The following is a 3,296-nucleotide window of genomic DNA, read 5'->3' as shown; positions in this document are numbered from 1 at the left end:
CCCCGGATTCGGGTCATATTCCGGATTCGGCCGGTGCGGCCGTGGCGCCGCGCACCCGATGGCAGGAGGACCGATCGCCGTGAGCCTCTCGTTCTTCACGGACCGGCGGCTTTTCCTGATTGTTCTTTCCACGGTGGGCATCGTCGCGTTCACGGCGTTGGCCCTGCTGCCCGGCTCGCCGGGGCAGGACCGGCTCGCCACGTGGCTGGCGGCGGCGATCAGCGCGGCCAACCTGCTCGCGGCCATGCTGCTGGCCCGGATCGGCCCAAGAGCGCACCAGCTCCTGGTCTTCTCCTCACTGCTGGCCGTCACGATCGCGCTGGGCGGCAGCGACTCGGGCCGGGACAGCGACCTCTACCTGCTCTGGTACTTCTGGATCGCCGCCTACGCCGCGATGGTCGTCCGCCTGCGGGTCGCGCTCCTGCACGCGCTGGTCATCAGCGCCAGCGCGGTGCTGGGGGTTGCTCTCAAGGGCGACCTGTACCCCGGTGGGGCGGCGGTGGTGATGGCCATCGTCACGATCGTCGCCACCACCCTGGTGACGTTCTGGGTCGGCCGCTGGAACCATCTGCTGATCGTCCGTGACCTGCTGACGGGCCTGGCGAACCGGTCCGGCCTCGCCCACGCCGCCCAGCCGGCGATCGCCGCGGCGGTCGCCGACGGCCGGCACGCCGTCCTGGTGCTCCTCGACATCAACCGGTTCCGTGAGGTCAACGACGCCCTCGGCCATCCCGCCGGCGACCGGTTGCTCCAGGTCGTCGCGATGCAGCTGCGTAACGTGGCGACGGATCCCGCCCTGGTCGGACGTCTCGGCGGCGACGAGTTCGCCGTCGTCCTGTGCGGGCTCGAGCTGCCCGACGAGCCCGCCGCCGCCCACGAGCACCTGCGCGCGATCGGCCGTACCGTGATCAGGCAGCTGCGCGGCCCGTTCCGCATCGACGGGGTCGACGTGGAGGTGGAGGCCAGCGCGGGCGTGGCGGCCGCGCCGACGCACGGCACGACCCTCGGCACGCTGCTGCCGGCCGCGGACGCGGCCCTGCACGCGGCCGCCCGTGAGAGCGAGCGGGTCGGCGTCTGGGACGCGGGCATGGGCGGGGTACGCCCGTGGGAGCTCGCCCTGCACGCGCAGCTGCGCGCCGCGATCGCCGGTGACGAGCTGGTGCTGCACTACCAGCCGCTGCTGTCCTGCCAGACCGGCCGGATCGCCGGGGTGGAGGCGCTGTTGCGCTGGGCGCATCCGAGCCGGGGGCTGCTGGCGCCCGGCGCCTTCCTGCCGATGGCGGAACGGTCAACCCTGATCATCGACCTCACCGAGTGGGTGCTGGACGAGGCCCTGCGCCAGTGCGCGGACTGGGCCCGCGCCGGCGAGCACACCCCGGTGTCGGTGAACCTCTCGGCGCGCATGCTCGTCCGCGACGACCTGCCCGACCTGGTGTCGGAGACGCTGGGCCGGCACGGCCTGCCCGCCGACGTCCTGACCCTTGAGATCACCGAGAGCGCGCTGGTCACGCAGCCGGCGCGGGCCGCGGCCATGCTCCGGAAGCTGCGCACCCGCGGGGTCAAGCTGTCGCTGGACGACTTCGGCACCGGCTACAGCTCGATGGAGATCCTCAAGACCCTGCCGTTCGATGAAGTGAAGATCGACAAAGGGTTCGTCTCCGACGCCCACGGCAGCCTGCCCGACGTCGCGATCGTGCGCTCGGTCCTGGATCTCGGCCACCGGCTGGGGCTGCGCGTGGTCGGGGAGGGCGTCGAGGACGCCCGGGCCATGCGGATGCTGATGGAACTCGGCTGCGATCTGCTGCAGGGCGACGCGATCTCGTCCCCGCTGCCGCCCTCCGCGCACCTGCTGACGGTGCTACGCGCCGGCACCTACGAGGTGTCCCTGGCCCCCGTGGGCGGCACCGGGCCGCGGCCCGCCGGTGCCACGCACCCCGGCGGCGCGGAACCGCCATCTGACGGCGGGCCGCCATCTGACGGCGGGCCGCCATCTGACGGCGGGCCGGTAGCCGCCGCGCCGACAGCCGCCGCGGCCGCCGTGGCCGCCGCTGACGGGCCGGCACCCGAGGGCGGCCCGGGAACCGTCCGCGGGCCGGCATCCAGCGGCCCGCGGGCCGGCGGACGGCCAGAGCCAGGGCCAGAGCCAGGGCCGGGGCCAGGGCTGGGCGACACCGGACCGCTCGCCCTGACACCGGCGGACGAACCGGGCCGGCGCGGGGCCCCACCCGGCCACCAGCTCCTCGAGCCCGACCGGGACGGCGCGTTCGACGAGATCGCGACGCTGGCCGCCCGCCTGTGTGCCACGCCCGCGGCGTTCGTCGCCTTCCGGGGCGCCGACCGGCAGTGGCGCCGGGCATGCTACGGATCGACCGCCACCGAACTGCCCCAGGAGGCCCTCCTCGGCCTGGACGCACCGGCCGGGCCCGCCGCCGTGGTGGAGATCCCCGACATCGCCGGCGACCCCCGTTTCGCGCGGCTGGCCGCGCTCGGCCCGAGCAGCCCGTTCCGGTTCTACGCGGCGGCGCCGATCCGTACCCCGGACCACGCGGTGATCGGCCATGTCGCGGTGCTCGACCGTGTCGCGCGTGCCCTCACCCCCGGGCAGAAGGAGTCCCTGGCCGCGCTGGGACGGCAGAGCGCGCACCTGCTGGCGGCCCGGCGGGCCGTGTGCATGGCCGACCAGGTCACCGCCGCGCTGGGCGCGCTCGACCAGTTCTGGTACCCGGACCATCTCGACCCGGCGGTGTCGATGGTCGCCGAGGTCTCCCGGAACCTGCTCGACGCGGACGCGGTCAGCCTGCTGCTCGCGGACATGCCCGGCTCGACGGTGTTCCACGTGGCCGCGTCCGCCACGAGACCGGACGAGGACACCATGATCTCCTCCGGGGCCCGCTTCACGGAAAGTGACGAGACCGGTATCGGTACCGTGCTGCGCACCCGGGCACCGGTCTTCTTCCCGGACGTGTCGACGTCACGGCCGTTCCCGCACCGGGTCGTCCGCCGGCCCCGCATCGCCTCGGCGCTGCTGGTGCCGATCCCCGGTGAGGGCGGCCTGATCGGCCTGGTCGCGGCGTGCTGGGCGGCGACGCGCACCCGGGTCGACCAGGCGGGGCTGCGCGCGGTCACCCTGCTCGGCGGGCAGGCCGGCCACACCCTCGCGCGGCTGCGCACGGCCCAGGTCCGCGTCCGGGAGATCGGCGTCGACCCGGCCACCGGCCTGACCAGCCGGGACCGTTTCCTGACCGTCCTGCAGGGCCTGCCGGCGGGAACCGCCGTCTGCCTCTTCGGGCTGCCGG

At 74.6% G+C, this 3,296-nt stretch carries 1 protein-coding gene; it reads left to right on the top strand.

The features are described 5' to 3' along the window. Positions 1-79: 79 nt before the first annotated feature. Positions 80-3,296, top strand: a 3,217-nt coding sequence (locus AC5LUJ_RS15765) for an EAL domain-containing protein (RefSeq protein WP_493465178.1), incomplete at its 3' end; no start/stop codon positions are given.

The sequence above is a fragment of the Protofrankia sp. CiP1_Cm_nod3 genome (assembly GCF_982290655.1).
The sequence above is the reverse complement of the archived record's forward strand: the minus strand, read 5'-3'. Positions and strand labels throughout refer to the sequence as shown.